Consider the following 18,716-nt stretch of genomic DNA (forward strand, 5'->3'; position numbering starts at 1 on the left):
TCTTCCTAAATAAAAACATATATAGGAGGATGATTAATATTAAACAAGTAGTTTGCCCTGATTGTGGTCGAAAATGTATAAAACACGGTATATTGAAATCCGGTTCTCAGCGATGGTTTTGTAAGCACTGTAAAGTCGCTTTCACTAACAAAATTAACACCGATAGTCATAATCTAAAGCTGTTTTTGAAATGGTTATTTAGTAAACAGATGCAGCAGGATATGCCTGGAGGCGGGCGTACATTTAGACGTAAAACCGCTAAATTTTGGTCCATATGGTGCCTTCCACCAAAGATTGAGGAAGTATATGATGTGCTTTACTTTGACGGCATATACCTAACGCGTAAGCTCTGTGTACTTATTTGTTGTAGTAAGGACCATGTGTTAGGCTGGTATGTATGTAGATATGAGAACTCTAGAGCTTGGCAAGCATTAATGGACCGTATTGCTCCTCCGCGTGTTGTTATCTCAGATGGCGGATCCGGATTTGCTAAGGCCTTGGCAAAGAGGTGGCCGACAAGTAACCATCAACGCTGCTTATTTCATGTTTTTGCACAAGTAAGAAGGTATACAACTTCTGCACCAAAAACAGTAGCCGGCAAGGCCTTATATGAACTAGCAAAGCGTTTATTTAAGATTCAATCGATAGATGATGCCTATACTTGGATTGATGGATTATTGCTTGGAGAGAAGAGTTTGATGACTTCTTACGTGAAATGACAGTTGACGAAAATGGGAATAAAAGGGCTACTCATGAACGCCTCTTAAAAGCTGAGGCAGGACTTTTACGATTAATTAGAGATGACACTCTATTTACCTACCTGACGTTTGTAGATATTACCGTACCTACAACGAACAATCGACTGGAAGGAGGCGTTAATGCGCAACTTAGGGGGATGTTACGAGACCACAGAGGATTATCCTTAGAAAGACGATTAAAAGCGGTCTATTGGTGGTGTTACGAGCACTCACCTAGACCGCTTCCTGTTGCTGAAATATTAAAATGTATGCCTACAGATAAAACAATCGCTGCTACTTACCGTAGGATAATGCGGAATAACCGTGTGGATAATATCTTGCCGCAATGGGGGGATGCCATTGTTTGGAATGAGTTCCATATGTCCACGGAATTTCCAATTTATTGGGATTAATTTAAAAAAGCCACACACACTTTTTGTCCTATAAGCCTACTTAGGAGTGAGACCGTTTTTGTTAATCTAAAAAGGACCCTGTGAAGGGTCCTTTTTAGGTTGTAATATTGTAGCGTGTTTGAAGAAAGTTAATGAAAAATTTTTTATAAACATTCATTGCCGGAGATGAAGTTAGTTGTCAGCTTGTCACTGATGAAGTGGGGTGGCAAACTGTTGTGATGAAGTTGCCGGCAATGAAGTGTTAACGAATTAAGCCTGAGTCTGAATAGGTTGAGGCGCGGTGCGTTCCAAATGCAAGTCTTCAATCATCTGTAAGTCTTGGAGTGGGGAACGACCATCGGTGGTTAAGTAACCGCCTACCATGATACCGTTGAGACCGCCGGATAATGCTAAGGCCTGTAAGTCGCGGAGGTTAACTTCACGACCGCCGGCTGTACGAATCTGTGCATGTGGCAATACGAAACGGAACATGGCGAAAGTACGTAAAATTTCCAATGGAGGCAATGGTTTGTTGTGTTCAAATGGAGTGCCTTTGATTGGATTCAAAATATTGAGCGGCACGGAATCGATGCCGAGACGTTTTAATTCATAAGCCATTTCAACGCGTTGTTCCAAGGTTTCATTGAGACCGAGGATACCGCCGGAGCATACGCGGATGCCTGCTTTTTTAGCGTTTTCAATGGTGGACATTTTGTCAGCAAAGTTGTGAGTGCTGCAAATGTTAGGGAAGTTGCTTGGTGCCGTTTCGATATTGGAATGGTAACGAGTTACACCGATAGCTTTCAACTGAACAGCCTGTTCGTAAGTAAGAAGACCTAAGGAACAGCAAATTTCAAGACCTGTTTCTTCGTGAATACGACGAAGAGCACTCAAAATCTGTTCAAATTCTTTAGGATTGTTGGTGTTACGACCGCTGGTTACGATGGAGAAGCGGATAGCACCGGCTTCTTTTGCTTTACGAGCGTGTTCAACGATATCTTCTTCGCTCATAAACGGATATACGGTAACGCCTGTTTCGTGATGAGCCGATTGGGCGCAGAATTTACAGTTTTCAGGGCATTTGCCGGAACGTGCGTTAACAATCGCACAAAGGTCAACTTCGTTGCCGCTGAATTTTTGACGAATTTTATCGGCCATAGCCAATAAAATCATTGTATCTTCGTCGGAAACATGAATTAATTCTTCAGCTTCCTTTGGCGTGATTTCACCACCATCTAAGATGCGTTGGGCGTACGCAATAATTTCTTCATAGCCAATAGTTTGTTTTGTTGTCATGAACCTACACCTCTGTATTTCTTTAGTTTATCCCGCTCTACCTGGGAGCTTCGGCTGTGGGTCTACTTGATATTAACCATTAGCCGTTGCCTATATTATACGAACATGATTTAAGATAGTCAACCATGAATTTTTAATCATAGTTAACAATAACCGAAAATTATAAATATGGTTAACAATTGTAATGTCAGTTTGTAAAAAATTTACAAAAAATGGATAGGACAGATTACCATTTTCAAGAGGCTGTGATAAAATAAGAAGTAATGTAGTAAGTATTGTTTTACACGGCTTAAAAGTCGGTGAGGGGGCGAGGCATCTGTTAACAATTGAACGTAAAAGTGTCACGCCTTTATATGAACAGATTTATCAATACCTTAAATCTCGAATTGAGCACGGACAATATGCGGCCGGTTCCCGTTTACCGTCGGTTCGTTCCTTAGCCGGTGAAGTGGGAGTAAGCAAGATTACGGTGGAACAGGCCTATTTGCAGTTGGCCGCGGAAGGCTATATTAAGGCTCATGATCGCTCGCCCTATGAAGTGTTGCCTTTGCCGATTTTATTGGACAACGGCTCTCATTTTGCAAAGAGCCATGAATTGAGTGGCACCGATGCCGAGGTTGACAATATTTTGAATGAAAAGGCAGCCGAAGCGGACATAAGCGGTGTGAGTCAAAACGGAACTCGGATGGAGCTTACAAGGTTAGCCAATCAAAGGGAACTAACTGCTAAAGCAACACAGGCCGTGCCCATTCGCTATAATTTTGCTACCGGTGCCATGGATCCGGAGGGTTTTGACTATACGCGGTGGAAGCGATATATCGGTTATATCTTGCGTGAACCGGAACGGCTTTTGGCCTACGGCCACCCGCAAGGGGAACCGGAACTGCGGGCTGAGCTGGCGAAGTATTTGAATAATGCCCGCGCTGTGCGTACCACGGTGGATCATATTATTATCGGCAGCGGTACGCAGGCTATGGTCATGATGCTGGCAGCCCTTTTAAAACGTGCCGGCCTCACCACGGTGGCCGTTGATGCCAGTGTTATCATCGGGGTAACGCATATTTTTAACGATTACGGATTTACCGTTATCACCGTGGACCAGCATAGTGAGACCTTGTTGGCAGACCTGCGTAAAGCCGGTGTGGAAGCCTTGTACTGCACGCCGTCTCATGGCGATAGGCAAGGCCGAGTCATGAGTGTAGGCCGACGCAAGGAATTGTTACACTGGGCGGCGGAGCAAAACAGTTATCTCATTGAAGATGATTATGACAGCGAACTTCGCTATTACGGACGGCCCATTTCGTCCTTGCAGGGGATGGCCACGACGGAGCGGGTTATCTATTTGGGGACCCCGTCAAAAGTGTTGCCCCCATCTATTCGCATTAGTTACATGGTTTTGCCACCGGTGCTGTGGAGCGATTTTTTAACCTATCGCACATCGTATCGGCAAAGCGCCGGTGTGATGGAGCAGCTCGTATGGGCGCGTTATATTAAGGATGGCGAGTGGTCCAAACAAATTCGTCGTTTGCGTAAGCACTATGCGGATAAAAGTAAGGTTTTAGCGGCACAGTTGCAGCAAACATTTGGCGATGCCGTTAAAGTATATCTGCCGGAAGGCGGTGTTTATATAGGTCTTACGATTTTTACGGATAAGGGAGCGGACGCTCTTTTGCAAAAAGCCCGTGAGGCCGGTTGTGATGTACGCATTGAAGCAGACGGCGACGACGAAGTACGTTGTCTGTTATCATTCAGTGCGATTCCGACCAACGAATTGGAAGCGGCCGTAAAAGAATTGGGCAACGCTTGGAAAGGAATGTGAGATGATACCATTTCGCTTTATACAATGCGGAGACCTTCACTTGGGGACTCCTTTTAAATATTTGAAATCATTAGGCAAGCAAGTGGACGAAGCAGTCAATCGTGCTACCTATCAGTCGTTTACGAATATTGTGGATTTTGCCATCGAACAGCAGGTGCACGCCGTGCTGATTACGGGCGATATTTATGATAGTGAAAAACATAATTTGGAAGCACAGGTGCGTTTTGCCTATGAATGCGAACGCCTTAGTGAGCATAAGATTCCCGTATTTTTAGTACAGGGCAATCATGACCCGGCGGAAAGTTGGGCGGCCAAAATCAGCTTGCCAAGTTCCGTGTATGTGTTCAGCTCTACACAGAGTGAGCGTCAACCTTTATATGTGAAAAACAAGGTGGCTGCGTATATTTACGGCATCAGTACGAGTAATCAAAACCGAGCCGACAATGTGGCGCAGCAATTGAAACCTTGGTCGGACGACCCGTTCTCCATCGGGATTTTTCACGGTACCGTAGGCTCAGCCGGTGAGCACGAAACGGTGGGACCCACTACACTGGGGGAATTGACGGCGTCGCCTATGAACTATTGGGCTATCGGCCATATTCATAAACGGCAGGTGTTAAATGAAACGCCTTATGTGGTGTATGCCGGTAATATTCAAGGCCTTCATAAAAAAGAATTGGGACCTAAAGGTTGCTACTTGGTTGATGTGAACGCCAAAGGTCGTGTGACTCTGCAGTTTCACGAAACGGCGCCCATTCGCTTTGAGCAGGTAACCATCGATATTGGCGCGCTGGGCAGTACCGGCGATATGGTGGAAATGATTCGCCATAAGAAGGAAATGCTGCGTAAATTGAAAAAGCAGGTGCTCCTCGAAATTGTGCTCACCGGCGAAGGGGCCTTGTATGAACTTTGCAGTCAAGACGAAGTGCGCCAAACTTGGCTTGAAATGGCGCAGGCGGAAGAACGTAATAAGTTTAATTTCGTCATGCCTTTCAGTATTGTGGACCGCACCCGGGGCGTAACGGACTGGACGGCGCGTCGTGAAATGGAAGATATGGTGGGCGACTATTTGCGCAGTTATGATACAATCGCCAAACTGCCGGCCGTAGAGCGCGCTTCCACGATTCGCAATCTCATTGCGGAACGGCCGGAAAGTAAAAGGCTCGGTATGTATCAGGAACTGTTGACAGATGATGTTTTATTAGACGCATTGCGACGAGCGGAAGCGGAAGGTGCTCGTTGCCTCATGGGAGATACGGATGAGGATTAAGGAAATATATATTAAGGAATTTGGCCCTTATCACGAATGGTCGTTCACACCGGCCGGTGAAGGGGTACAAGTTATTTACGGCCCCAACGAAAGCGGCAAGACTTCCTTATTGGAAGCCCTTCGCTTTTTGTTGTTTGGTAAAAAAAGTAAAACGTACGGCTACGGCTCGGGCTATCTTGTGGTAGAACGGGAGGGCGTGTCCTATCATATCGGCCGAGACGGAAAAAAGCTTAATTTCTATCCCTTAGGCAAAGGGCCGATTTCGGAAGAACCGGCGGCTCTATGGTGGCATGGTCTCGACAAAAAGACCTATGATAGAATTTTTGCCATTACCGTTGATGAATTGCAAGGGGCGGATGTGCTGGCCGAAGTGGAAGTGCGAGCTCGCTTCTTCGGCGGCGAGGGCGGTGAGCGCCTCAGCACGGCCGTGAAGGATATTGAAAAAGCCTCCTCCGATTTACTGGTTGCTTCGGCGAACGGGAAGCGAAAAATCAATGTGCTTATGGAGCGGTTGAAACAGCTCCGTGAAAAGATGGCGGACCTCGGCAAGAATGAAGAGGCGTATACGGCGTACCAACAGGAGTTGGACGGCATCGCCACGACGGAAAAGGAATTGCAGGAGCGCCTTAAAGAATGGCAAGATTATGGCAAGGACGTGGACCTTGTATTGCGTGCCTGGGATGTATATAAACGGGCGGAACATGCGAAAGAGCAGATGAATACCTATGCGGTTACAGATTTGCTTGAAAAAGACGCTTTCTATGAACTGGACGAAAAGATTACGGAATGTCGTAATAATATGAAGCTCTGGAGTGGTAAAGAAGCGGGTCTCGTGCCGGAAAACTTTGCTCCCGATTCTTTGGTAGGCGTTTACAGTCAAGAGATTGAAAACCTGTTCCAAGAATTGGGCCAGTGGACGCAACTTCAAAAAGATTGCGAACAAGGGCGTAACTATTTAAAACGAGTTAAAGAACAGTTGGATTTGTCCCGTACTTTGCATAATGCTTGGCGGGCGGATGCACAAATGCCGGAAAAAGTGGACTGGGCAACCGGTGAAAAACTGGCCCGTGAACTTCGCAGCGCCCAAGATAATTATTTGAATTGGCAAGGTCGTAAACCGGTTGAGCCGGCAGACATTGCCAACTCCACGGTGAAAGACGAAGAAAATTCCCTGAAGGAATTGGAAGCCGGCATGGCCCAATTGAAACAGGCCTTTACGGAGTATGAAAACAGCATAGCTAAGGAAAATGAACTCAACCAAAGTGGCCCGTCACCTTTATATCGCTATGGCGCCATCGCACTCATTGTTATTGGCATTGTCCTCATGATGGTGCTTCCCGATATAGGCCTTTGGGCAGGCATTCTTTGCTTCCTTTTAGCAGCGGGTGCTTTTGGCTATGGTTGGCAGCAAGGCCGCAAATTTACGGGCCTTCGCGAAGCAGCTTTGCACCAGCGTGAACGCTGGGACGAGCTGGTAAAAGCCATGGCTCGTGATTTGGAATTACCGGAACCCAAAACAGCGGCCGATATTAAGGATTTGGAAGATTCGGTAGCGGCTAAACGGGCGGCTTTCAGTAATCAGAATTTAATCTTGGCTAAAATTCACAGCTATGAACAGGTACATAATCAGTGGCTGGAAGAAGGTAAAAAATTGGAAGCCGCCGGTAATGCGGCCATGGAAGCTTGGCAACGTTGGTTACCGGAAGGGGCCAGCCGTGTTTTGACGGACAATCAATTCTTTGCCCTCAAACAGGAATACGATACGTATATGGAAGATTTCAACCAGTATAAAGATTATGAAAAACGCTTGGCAGAACATGAGGCAACCCTTAAGGATATTGAATCTCGTTGCGCGGCTTTGTGGGAAAAATTGGAACTGGATATTCCGGTTACGCCGATTGAATTGCGTCGTGTTTATAATCTTTTGAAATCCCATCGTCAAAACCAGGTCCGTTGGGAACAAAAAGAATCACAGCGTCGCAATTATCATGAAGAATATGAGCAGTGGAGCCGCCAAGAAAAGGCACTGTTGTTGGAACAGCAAGAGTTTTTACAAAAGACCGGGGTCGCTACGGCCGGCGAATATCGTCAGCGTTTATTGTTGCAAGATCAATATGTGCAGTGGCAAAAAGTGTACGAACAGAGCCGTGATCAATTGGCCTTGTTTGCTCCGAAGAAAGACGGTCAGGAAGCTTTGTATCGTCGTTTGAAATCGGGCAATAAAGAAAAGTGGCAGACCGAAGCGGAACGAAGCCATTCGGAAATGGCGGCCTTGCAAAAACGTTTAGCTGCTTTGTATGAAAAACGCGGCCAGATTCAGGAAGCAATGCGCACCTTATCACAGGATAAGGCTCTGTCCTTGGCGCTGCAGGAAGAACAACAGTTGGAAGGGGAATTGCAGGAAGCGTTGACAGCCTGGGCGACCCAAGTTTTGGTAAGCCATTTCATGGAACTGGCACAGATGGACTATGAAAAAGACCGTCAGCCGGAAGCTATGGCGAAGGCTTCGAAATATTTGTCTTTGATGACAGACGGCAAATATACTTTACAATTGGGGGACAGCACGGCCAATGTGGAAGCGGTGCTCACATCCGATGAAGTGGTACCGACGGAGCGTTGGAGCAGCGGCATGGGCGATCAGGTATACCTCGCCTTGCGCCTCAGCTTGGCCAGCGTGTTTGCACAGCGCGTGGAATCATTGCCGATTATTTTGGATGACATTTTGTTGCGCTTCGATGAAGGTCGACAAAATGCGGCCTTGAAGCTATTGGCTCATATTGGCCAAAGTGAACAAATTTTGATCTTTACCTGTCAGCAGGGCACGGCGGAACGCAGTGCGCAGCTCGATGGCGTGAGCGTGTACGACTTGTCGACCCGCGAAGCCATGTAGGTGAATAGAACAAAATGTAAATTTATAAACTGAAATAGATTAAAAATACAGGAAGTTATCATTTGACGAGCTGTATGGAAAATCTGAAAACCTCTCTGAAAATAATTCAGAGAGGTTTTTTGTATTTAAAAGTACCTTGTATACATGAGATTAATGCACAGTATGTATGGCATATTGCTATATGATTTTTTTTGACAATAGGTATATAATAGAAACAATCTATTTTCTATAGAATGGATATAAGGCGTATAATCATAGATTGTTAGACGTTGGTACAGGCTAATAGCGATTCCCGGCGGAGCTATTTGATATAGCTTTGGGGAGGCTGTGGGCATGAACTCGTTGGACGAAAGTGATTGTCTTAATATAGAAATAGCAATTGCCCGTGCTAGGGCAGCTAAAGAGAGAGTATAGGGTTTGGAAGGAGCAAGGGCTTATGGGACAAGCACATCAAGGGACATATCAAAAATCAGGAAGCGTACACCAACAAGGAAAAATGCAAATTGAAATTCAGCAGCAGGAACAGGCGCAATGGCAAAAGCAGGGCTTATATGATGCGGCCTATGAAAAAGACGCCTGCGGCATGGGTTTTGTAGTCGATATTAAAGGCCGTAAATCCCATGATATTATCGATGACGGTTTGCGTATTTTGGAACGTTTGGAACACCGTGGCGCGCGTGGCGCCGATGCTTCATCCGGTGACGGCGCCGGTATTTTGGTGCAAATTCCGCACGACTTTTTCCGTCGTGAATGTGAAGTGTTGGGATTTTCCTTGCCACCGGTTGGGAGTTACGGTGTAGGCATGGTATTTGCCCATCGTTATGAAACCCTTCGCAATAAGCAGAAGGCGATTTTGGAAAACATTGTTCGCGAAGAAGGTCAAGTCGTACTCGGTTGGCGTGAAGTGCCGGTCGATTCCCATGCCGTGGGCGCCGAAGCGGCAGCCATTCGACCTTGGCTCATCCAGATTTTTATCGGTAAAGGCGATAATATCATGAACGATGAAGAGTTTGAACGCAAACTGTATGTAATTCGTAAAGAAGCGGAAAAACAGATTATTCCTCTCAGCAAAGCGGAAAGCGGCGATTTCTACATTGCTTCGTTGTCCGCCAAAACCATCGTTTATAAAGGGATGCTCACACCAAAGCAGCTCCGAGAATTTTATCTTGATTTAGTGGATTTGGATTTCACGTCGGCCTTAGCCATGGTGCACTCCCGTTTCAGTACCAATACATTCCCAAGCTGGGCGCGGGCTCATCCGAATCGCTTCATTGTCCATAATGGGGAAATTAATACCATTCGCGGCAATATTAACTGGATTAATGCCCGCGAAGGCAAAGCCGATTCGGAATATTTTCCGCAAATTAAAAAAGTATTCCCCGTTGTTGACGATACCGGTTCCGATTCGGCCATGTTCGACAACACGCTTGAGTTCTTATATATGACGGGCCGCAGTTTGCCGCATGCCATGATGATGATGATTCCGGAACCTTGGGAAAACAACGAGCTCATGAGTCAGGAGAAAAAAGACTTTTACGAGTTTAACAGCTTCATGATGGAACCTTGGGATGGTCCTGCTGCTATGGGCTTTACGGACGGTACCGTTATCGGCGGTGTGTTGGACCGCAACGGTTTGCGCCCGTCCCGTTACTATATTACGGGCAATGATCGCCTCATTATGGCGTCCGAAGTAGGCGTTGTCAATGAAGCGGCTGAAAACATTCGCTATAAAGGTCGTTTGGAACCGGGCAAAATGCTCCTCGTTGATACGAAGGAACAGCGTATTGTATCGGATGAAGAAATTAAACATCGTATTGCTACTGAAAAACCGTACGGGGAATGGGTGAAAGAACATATCATTCACTTGGACAGCATTGAGCAGGCGACGGATGATGAAATTCCGACAGTGTCCAACTTGAAAGAATTGCAGCAAGCTTTCGGCTATACTCAGGAAGATTTGGTGCGTATGTTACAGCCTATGGCTAAAGATGGCAAAGATCCGGTAGGCGCCATGGGGGCTGATGCACCGTTGGCCATTTTATCGGATAAACCGCAGTTGTTGTACAGTTATTTTAAACAATTATTTGCACAAGTAACGAATCCGCCAATCGATGCGATTCGTGAAAAAATGGTAACCTCCACCGGCGTAATGTTCGGTAACAGCGGTAACATGATGGATCCGCACAAAAGCGGCACTTATTGTGTGTACTTGGATAGCCCGATTTTGACAAATAAAGAATTTGCCGCCATTCGTAAATTAGATTGTCGCCGCATGAAGAGCACCGTTTTATCCATTCTCTTTGACCCGGCCGAAGGCACGCAAGGAATGCGCAAAGCCTTACAGGCTCTTTGTGAAAAAGCGGAAGAAGCGGCGCGCTCCGACCATAATGTGTTGGTTTTATCCGACCGTGGCGTTGATGCCAATCATGTAGCTATTCCGGCACTCCTCGCTGTAGCAGCAGTGCACAATCATTTAATTAAAAAAGTACTCCGCACCGATATCGGTTTGGTCCTCGAATCGGGGGAACCGCGTGAAGTTCATCATTTCTGTACCTTGATCGGCTATGGGGTAACGGCTATTAATCCATATGTTGCCCTTGAAACGGTAGCGGATTTACAAAAACAGGGCCGCTTAGGCGATGTTACGCCGGAACAGGCTGAACAAAACTATATTAAAGCAGCGGTAAACGGTATTTTAAAAGTCATGTCCAAAATGGGGATCTCCACGGTGCGCAGTTACCAAGGGGCTCAGATTTTTGAAGCCGTAGGCCTTAACAGCGATTTCATCGGTAAATATTTTGTGAATACACCGACTCGTATCGGCGGTATCGGTACTGATGGGGTAGCGTTGGAAGCATTGAGCCGTCATCATCGTGCCTTCGAAGAACCGGCCGACACTGCCCTTGAAGCGGGTGGTTTCTATGGTCCTATGAAGGACGGGGAACCTCATTTATACAATCCGAAGACCATTGATTTATTGCAGCGTGCTTGTATTGAAAATAATTATGAACTCTACAAAGAGTATGCATCGGCGATTCGCAATGATTACCATGTAACACTTCGCAGTTTGCTCGAGTTCAATTTCCCGGTGGGCGGCGGCATCGCTATCGAAGAAGTAGAACCGGTAGAATCTATCGTGAAGCGCTTTAAAGGGGGCGCCATGAGTTACGGCGCAATCAGTAAGGAAGCGCATGAGACCATCGCCATTGCCATGAACCGTTTAGGGACTATGAGCAATTCCGGTGAAGGCGGCGAAGATGCGGACCGTTACAAATTGTTGCCTAATGGGGACAATCGTTGCAGTGAAATTAAACAGATTGCATCGGGCCGTTTCGGCGTGACCTCCGAATATTTAGTCAATGCCAAGGAATTGCAAATTAAATGTGCCCAAGGTGCCAAACCGGGTGAAGGCGGTCAGCTTCCGGGCAAAAAGGTGTATCCGCCAATCGGCAAAGCCCGTCACTCTACGCCGGGCGTAGAACTGGTATCACCACCTCCTCATCACGATATTTACTCCATTGAAGACTTGGCGGAATTAATTTTTGATTTGAAAAACGCCAATCGCGATGCTCGTATCAGTGTGAAATTAGCCGCCGAAGCGGGTGTTGGTACTATCGCTGCGGGGGTAGCCAAAGCAAAAGCCGATAATATCCTTATTTGCGGTTATGACGGCGGCACCGGCGCGGCCGGTCGTACCGGTATGCGTCATACAGGGGCCCCTTGGGAATTGGGCCTTGCCGAAACGCATCAGACCTTGCTGCTCAATCGTTTGCGTGACCGAATCGTCCTCGAAGTGGACAGCAAATTGATGACCGGTTTTGATATTGCCGTAGCAGCTCTCTTAGGGGCTGAAATGTTCGGCTTCGGTACCTTACCGCTCATCACCGTAGGTTGTAAGATGGCCCGTGTTTGTAATTTAAATACCTGCCCATACGGCGTAGCAACGCAGGATGAAAAATTACGTAAAAACTTTAAAGGCAAACCGGAATATGTGGAACATTTGATGCTCTTTTTAGCTCGTGAACTTCGTGAGATTATGGCTAAACTCGGCATCCGCAGCGTAGAAGAAATGGTTGGTCGTGTAGACTTGTTACGCCAAAAAGTGGTGGATGATAATTACAAGTTATCCCGCGTCGACTTGAAACGAATTCTCTTCCGTCCATATACGGATATTTCAGTCGGCCATTACCATAAACACGAACAAGACCATGAATTGGCAAAAACGTTAGATGCGGGCAAATTGCTCCGCATGTGTCGTCCGGCTATTGAAGAGCAGAAACCGATTCGTGCTAAATTGGCCATCAACAATACGCACCGCGTAGTAGGTACTATCGTGGGTAGTGAAATTACTAAAAAGTACGGCGCTGACGGTTTAGCGCCGAATACGATTAAGCTCAGCTTCGTTGGCAGTGCCGGTCAAAGTTTTGGCGCCTTTATTCCGAAAGGCATGACCATGGTGCTCGAAGGCGACGCTAATGACTATGTAGGTAAAGGCTTGTCCGGTGGCGTTGTGACGGTATATCCGCCGAAAACGGCGCTTTTTGAAGCAGACCAGAACGTTATCATTGGGAACGTGGCTTTTTACGGGGCCACTTCCGGTGAAGCCTATGTAAGCGGCCGTGCCGGTGAACGCTTTGCCGTCCGCAATAGTGGTATTACCGCTGTGGTGGAAGGTGTGGGCGACCACGGTTGTGAATACATGACCGGCGGCGAAGTCCTCATCTTAGGTCCCACCGGTCGTAACTTTGGGGCCGGCATGTCCGGTGGCTATGCGTACATTCTTGATTTTGATGTGCGCAAGTGCAATACTGCTTTGGTAGAGCCGCGTGCGGCTACGAATGAGGATTTAAAACGCATTAAATCTTTGGTTGAAGCACATGTATTGCATACAGATAGTCGTAAAGGTCGTCATATTCTGGACAATTGGCAAAACTTTGCACAGCGTTTTACCAAAATCGTACCGACTGCTTATGAAAACATGCAAAAAGCAATTGCTGTTTATGAAGCAACGGGCTTAAAATTGGAAGATGCTCAATTACAGGCCTTTAAAGATGCCTATCATATTAAGTAGCATGTAAGTAACGTTGTAAAAAGCGTTGTAAGTAGTATTGTAAGCAGCGTTGCAAGTAGCATTGCAAGTATCGTTGTAAGTCGTATCGTTTGAGTAATTACATAACACATGGGCTCTTTAGTGAGTTCGATATAAATGGGTTCGTTTGATTCTGAGTTTTTAAATAAAACTCGTTTAAACGGGCCTATTTTGCTATATTCGGCGATTTTTTTGAACATTAGAGATTTTTAAAATATTCAAAATAGTATATAATTAAGAACAGACAAATAGAAATAAGTAAATAAGTTAATTATAAATCAATTATTGGCATATCGAATCTTAGGATATAGTTAATGCGTGTTTGGCGCATATAGTAAAGGAGCCATTAGTGAAATTATTACATATAGTGACAGCCTTGTTTTTCGGTGCAGCCTTGCTTTTGGGAGGATGCGGTTTAGCTTCTGAAGAGTCGTCTTCGGTAGAAACCGCAAAGACTGTGTCGCCTAATACAACGGCCATGAAAGGGCCGGTACCGACGACGGAATTGCAAGAAGCAACTAAATTACTGCAGTCGAATGATTACCCCGGAGCTATTGCAAAAGCGGATGAGATTTTGCAAAGATATCCGAAATCTGATGCGGCTTATTCGTTGAAAGGTATAGCCATGGGGCTAAACGGTGATCCTGCAGGGGGATTGGTTTTGGCGAAAAAAGCGTATGATTTGAATCCAAATAATTTAAGCAATTATTACAATTTGGCCATGCTGTATAAATTGCAGGGGCAATTGAATGATGCTAAATTTTGGTTTGATGCGTTATTGGCTAAGGATCCAACCAATACTTGGTCGGTCTATGGCATAGCCACTATTTATGCGGATCAGGGTCAGGATGCTAAAGCATTGCAATATTTACGCCAGGCCATTGCGCTGGACAAAAGTGTAAAAGAAGTTGCGCGCACGCAAGATCATTTTGAGCGTTTTCACGGCAATGAAGAATTTGAAGAGATTGTAAAATAACCGGAGAAGGAGGATTAGTTATGGAAGAACGACAGCGACGTTTTCGATGGCTATTCATGGTAATGATTGTTATGGTAGCCGGTCTTATGGCCGGGTGCTTTGGACCGACGAAGGTAACAACAGCCGAGGCGGATATGCGCGAGATGCCGGTTAAAATTAATAATGATGCCAATATTACGGCTTTAAATAAAGCGACCATTGAACCGACTGTTTCCGGGCAGGTGGCGACGATGGCTGTTAAAGTGGGCGATGAAGTTAAGCAAGGTCAGGTTGTGGCCATGCTCGATACGAGTACCATGCAGCAGCAACTGAATCAGTTGATTCAACAACTCGGTGAAGCCCAAAGTAGTGGTGGTGTACAGGCTGTGCCGCAAGAGACGACTATCGTACCGGGCGCAGTATCGGCGGCTGATGTGAACCGTGCTCGTGAAATGATGCAGAACGGGATCATTACTGAAAAAGAATACCAGACCATTGTGCAACGTTCGCAGGCAACCGTTGTGACGAGTGGCGGCGGCTATGTGTCTACTGGCGGCATGGAAACGGCCGGCATCCAAGCGGCGATTGCGCAACTGCAAACACAAATTGCCCAGGCTCAAATTGTATCACCAATCAATGGGCGGGTTGCCGCTATTTATAATGAAGACAGAAAGGTCGCCATTGAAGGCAGACCGTTTATGCTCATTCAGCAGAATTCTCCGGTTGTAGCTTCCTTAAGTATTCCTCAGAACTTTGCTCTTAAGTTGGCCGAGCCGACGATTAAACCATCAATTAAGGTATATTTAAAAATTGATGACAAACAGATTCCGGGTGAAATAACGTATATAGACACGAATGCACCGGCCGGCGTGCCAAGCGTATTAGTAAAAGCGACCTTCTTGAATGCGGATGGCCTCATTCAGCCGGGCGAGTTCTATACGTTGGTTATTGAATCAGAAGCCAAAGCACCGGTACTCGCTGTTCCTAAAGAGGCCGTTCGTGAAAACAAGGATGGCAAGTTCGTGTATGTAGTAACTGCCGATAATACGGTGGACGTTCGCGTAGTAGAAACCAGTGAAACCGATGATGATTATACGGCTATTGTAAATGGCTTGGTCAAAGGGGAACGTGTAATTACGTCTAAAGGTGAATTCGAATTGGGTGAAAAAGTAGAATATTAGTAGAATATTAATTTGAATATTAAGTAGAATATTAATACATGCGAAATTGACTTGCTGTATAACATACGTATATTAAACTGCACGAGGCTCAGATGAGAGCCTCGTTTTTTGTGTATTAGTCACAGTCTTTATATACAGCTTTTTTATACGGTCTTAGATATGTTCGTTAACAGTGCCATTAATAGCATATAGAACCTCCTGAAGAAAAAACTGAAAATTTTAAAAATAGGGGTTGACGTTCCCTGTGTTAATTTGGTAAGATAGTCAAGTCGTCAGTTGAAGACGACAAACAACACTGAGTGTTGTGAGTAGCCTGAATGTTTAAATCTCGTAAATAACTTGTAAAAAAGTTGTTGACAGAATAAAACAACGGTGTTACAATATAAAAAATGTCAGAGATGACGGTGACTGAATCGCAAATCTGAAATGCGTTAAGTGCAATGAAGATTAAGCGAGCAGATCTTTGAAAACTGAACAATGTAAGGTAATCATTTTTAACGAAATGAACATAGCCAGAGTGCGGGTTTCGACAACGTCGAAACCAACCAAATAAATTCTAGTCACTAACTTCGGTTAGAGACAAACAACGAAAGCGAGCTAGCAAATAGCTCCAAGATATCTTGGAGAGTTTGATCCTGGCTCAGGACGAACGCTGGCGGCGTGCTTAACACATGCAAGTCGAACGGAGAGAGATGGAAGCTTGCTTCTATCGATCTTAGTGGCGAACGGGTGAGTAACGCGTAACCAACCTGCCCTTCAGAGGGGGATAACAACGGGAAACCGTTGCTAATACCGCGTGCGAATGAACTTCGGCATCGAAGCTCATTGAAAGGTGGCCTCTATTTATAAGCTATCGCTGAAGGAGGGGGTTGCGTCTGATTAGCTAGTTGGAGGGGTAACGGCCCACCAAGGCAATGATCAGTAGCCGGTCTGAGAGGATGAACGGCCACATTGGGACTGAGACACGGCCCAAACTCCTACGGGAGGCAGCAGTGGGGAATCTTCCGCAATGGACGAAAGTCTGACGGAGCAACGCCGCGTGAGTGATGACGGCCTTCGGGTTGTAAAGCTCTGTTAATCGGGACGAATGGTCCTTGTGTGAATAATGCAAGGATTTGACGGTACCGGAATAGAAAGCCACGGCTAACTACGTGCCAGCAGCCGCGGTAATACGTAGGTGGCAAGCGTTGTCCGGAATTATTGGGCGTAAAGCGCGCGCAGGCGGTTTCGTAAGTCTGTCTTAAAAGTGCGGGGCTTAACCCCGTGAGGGGATGGAAACTATGGAACTGGAGTATCGGAGAGGAAAGCGGAATTCCTAGTGTAGCGGTGAAATGCGTAGATATTAGGAAGAACACCAGTGGCGAAGGCGGCTTTCTGGACGACAACTGACGCTGAGGCGCGAAAGCCAGGGGAGCGAACGGGATTAGATACCCCGGTAGTCCTGGCCGTAAACGATGGGTACTAGGTGTAGGAGGTATCGACCCCTTCTGTGCCGGAGTTAACGCAATAAGTACCCCGCCTGGGGAGTACGGTCGCAAGGCTGAAACTCAAAGGAATTGACGGGGGCCCGCACAAGCGGTGGAGTATGTGGTTTAATTCGACGCAACGCGAAGAACCTTACCAGGTCTTGACATTGATGGACGAAACAAGAGATTGTTTTTCTCCTTCGGGAGCCAGAAAACAGGTGGTGCACGGCTGTCGTCAGCTCGTGTCGTGAGATGTTGGGTTAAGTCCCGCAACGAGCGCAACCCCTATCTTATGTTGCCAGCACTTCGGGTGGGAACTCATGAGAGACTGCCGCAGACAATGCGGAGGAAGGCGGGGATGACGTCAAGTCATCATGCCCCTTATGACCTGGGCTACACACGTACTACAATGGGCTTTAATAGAGGGAAGCGAAACCGCGAGGTGGAGCAAACCCCAGAAACAAGCTCTCAGTTCGGATCGTAGGCTGCAACTCGCCTACGTGAAGTCGGAATCGCTAGTAATCGCAGGTCAGCATACTGCGGTGAATACGTTCCCGGGCCTTGTACACACCGCCCGTCACACCACGAAAGTCGGAAGTACCCAAAGCCGGTGGGGTAACCTTCGGGAGCCAGCCGTCTAAGGTAAAGTCGATGATTGGGGTGAAGTCGTAACAAGGTAGCCGTATCGGAAGGTGCGGCTGGATCACCTCCTTTCTAGGGAGACATACACGAAGACAGGTTCTTCGATGTCACTTAGGTCGACACTTTGGCGCTGTACTTCGTACAGTAACCTACATTGTTCGGTTTTGAGAGATCTGCAAAGACTCTCAAGTTCATATAACTATATATGAGCATTGTTCTTTGAAAACTGCATAGAAGATAGATAATTAATATGTAAGGTAAGCCTCTTGGAGTAATCCAAATGGTTTAACCAAGCACATTAGGAAAAAATTCTCTGATTTATAAAGAGTAGGTTAAGCTACAGGCGAGACGCAAGTCTTAAAAATCTAAGTAAAGATTTTAAGGGCGTACGGTGGATGCCTTGGCTATACTGGCCGATGAAGGACGCGGTAAGCTGCGATAAGCTACGGAGAGGTGCAAGCAACCTTCGACCCGTAGATTTCCGAATGGGGGAACCCGGCAGAAGTTATGTTCTGTCACCCATACCATAGAGTATGAGGAGGGCACCTGGGGAACTGAAACATCTAAGTACCCAGAGGAAGAGTAATCAAACGAGATTCTCCTAGTAGCGGCGAGCGAACGGGGAAGAGCCCAAACCGGATCGGGAAACCGAACCGGGGTTGAGGACTGTCATCAAGTGTAAATGGGATAGAAGAATCGTGTTGGAAAGCACAGCCGTAGAAGGTGAAAGCCCTGTAATCGAAATCCTGCATGCACGGGACAGTATCCAGAGTACCACGAGACACGTGAAACCTTGTGGGAAGCAGGGGGGACCACCCTCCAAGGCAAAATACCAGTATGGACCGATAGCGCATAGTACCGTGAGGGAAAGGTGAAAAGCACCCCGGGAGGGGAGTGAAAGAGAACCTGAAACCGTATGTCTACAAACAGTCGAAGCGCGTATAATTGCAGCGCGACGGCGTGCCTATTGAAGAATGAA

Annotated in this window: 7 protein-coding genes, 2 rRNA genes and 1 pseudogene (1 of these 10 only partly in view); 9 read left to right on the forward strand and 1 reads right to left on the reverse strand. The window is 46.5% G+C overall.

What is annotated here, in order from left to right:
* The first annotated feature begins 38 nt into the window (after window positions 1-38).
* Window positions 39-1,150, forward strand: a pseudogene (locus CCC71_RS03760) (IS1249 family transposase).
* A 249-nt stretch (window positions 1,151-1,399) separates the two neighbouring features.
* Here CCC71_RS03760 and bioB read toward each other — a convergent pair.
* Entirely contained in the window at window positions 1,400-2,425 is a 1,026-nt protein-coding gene (gene bioB / locus CCC71_RS03765; protein WP_021842376.1) for a biotin synthase BioB, read from the reverse strand.
* 385 nt (window positions 2,426-2,810) lie between these two features.
* Between bioB and pdxR the strand changes: the two genes are divergently transcribed.
* The 8 genes from pdxR to CCC71_RS03805 all read left to right on the forward strand — a co-directional run.
* The gene (pdxR, locus tag CCC71_RS03770) at window positions 2,811-4,244 is read left to right on the forward strand and encodes a MocR-like pyridoxine biosynthesis transcription factor PdxR (protein WP_374041994.1); all 1,434 of its coding nucleotides are present in this window, start codon (window positions 2,811-2,813) and stop codon (window positions 4,242-4,244) included.
* Window position 4,245: 1 nt separating this feature from the next.
* Window positions 4,246-5,514 carry a metallophosphoesterase family protein gene (locus tag CCC71_RS03775; protein ID WP_156705669.1) on the forward strand — a complete coding sequence of 423 codons (1,269 nt, stop codon included), beginning with the start codon at window positions 4,246-4,248 and terminating at the stop codon, window positions 5,512-5,514.
* Window positions 5,504-8,404 carry an ATP-binding protein gene (locus CCC71_RS03780; protein ID WP_156705667.1) on the forward strand — a complete coding sequence of 967 codons (2,901 nt, stop codon included), beginning with the start codon at window positions 5,504-5,506 and terminating at the stop codon, window positions 8,402-8,404. The genes CCC71_RS03775 and CCC71_RS03780 overlap by 11 nt, the downstream gene beginning before the upstream one ends.
* Before the next feature lie 496 nt (window positions 8,405-8,900).
* On the forward strand, window positions 8,901-13,475 hold the full coding sequence (gene gltB, locus CCC71_RS03785; protein ID WP_296333602.1) for a glutamate synthase large subunit: 4,575 nt from the start codon (window positions 8,901-8,903) through the stop codon (window positions 13,473-13,475).
* Window positions 13,476-13,842: 367 nt separating this feature from the next.
* On the forward strand, window positions 13,843-14,469 hold the full coding sequence (locus tag CCC71_RS03790) for a tetratricopeptide repeat protein (RefSeq protein WP_156705666.1): 627 nt from the start codon (window positions 13,843-13,845) through the stop codon (window positions 14,467-14,469).
* 20 nt (window positions 14,470-14,489) lie between these two features.
* Window positions 14,490-15,629 carry an efflux RND transporter periplasmic adaptor subunit gene (locus tag CCC71_RS03795; RefSeq protein WP_021842382.1) on the forward strand — a complete coding sequence of 380 codons (1,140 nt, stop codon included), beginning with the start codon at window positions 14,490-14,492 and terminating at the stop codon, window positions 15,627-15,629.
* 617 nt (window positions 15,630-16,246) lie between these two features.
* Window positions 16,247-17,809: ribosomal RNA gene (locus CCC71_RS03800) — 16S ribosomal RNA — on the forward strand.
* Window positions 17,810-18,105: 296 nt separating this feature from the next.
* Window positions 18,106-18,716, forward strand: a 23S ribosomal RNA gene (locus tag CCC71_RS03805) (it continues 2,322 nt past the right edge of the window).
* Together the 16S and 23S rRNA genes form the textbook arrangement of a ribosomal RNA operon.

Source organism: Veillonella sp. LMAG:90 (assembly GCF_008679445.1).
Lineage (GTDB): Bacteria > Bacillota > Negativicutes > Veillonellales > Veillonellaceae > Veillonella_A.

What these genes read in the sequence shown, in the direction of transcription:
- bioB (WP_021842376.1), bottom strand. Translation starts at nt 2,425, where the DNA reads ATGACAACAAAACAAACTATTGGCTATGAAGAAATTATTGCGTACGCC.
- CCC71_RS03775 (WP_156705669.1), top strand. Translation starts at nt 4,246, where the DNA reads ATGATACCATTTCGCTTTATACAATGCGGAGACCTTCACTTGGGGACT.
- CCC71_RS03780 (WP_156705667.1), top strand. Translation starts at nt 5,504, where the DNA reads ATGAGGATTAAGGAAATATATATTAAGGAATTTGGCCCTTATCACGAA.
- gltB (WP_296333602.1), top strand. Translation starts at nt 8,901, where the DNA reads ATGCAAATTGAAATTCAGCAGCAGGAACAGGCGCAATGGCAAAAGCAG.
- CCC71_RS03795 (WP_021842382.1), top strand. Translation starts at nt 14,490, where the DNA reads ATGGAAGAACGACAGCGACGTTTTCGATGGCTATTCATGGTAATGATT.